Raw genomic sequence first — 272 nt, 5'->3', positions numbered from 1 at the left:
CCATCATAGCGCTTGCCTCGACGGCCATGGGCGCTGCGGCGCAGGCCGGCGTCGATACTGTCGGCCTCGTCGCCATCGGGCTTGGGGTCGGGTTGCTCTGCGGCCTGTTCAACGGCTTCCTCGTCTCCGGGATGAAGCTGCCGTCGATCGTCGTCACCATCGGCACGATGAGCCTCTTCCGCGGCATCTCCTACATCGTTCTCTGCGACCAGGCCTATGGCAACTACCCTGACAGCTTCGCCTATTTCGGCCAGGGCTATGTCGTGTGGGTC

1 protein-coding gene is annotated in these 272 nt (G+C 64.0%); it reads left to right on the top strand.

Annotated features, from left to right (window positions below; translation table 11 throughout):
• Positions 1 to 26: 26 nt before the first annotated feature.
• The coding region (locus ACR9ZK_RS22005; RefSeq protein WP_481344080.1) for an ABC transporter permease subunit at positions 27 to 272 on the top strand (246 nt) is incomplete at its 3' end.

Source organism: Monashia sp. HAY1-5C (genome assembly GCF_056755255.1).
Note: the sequence above shows the minus strand (reverse complement) of the source record. Positions and strands in the feature narration are given on the sequence as shown.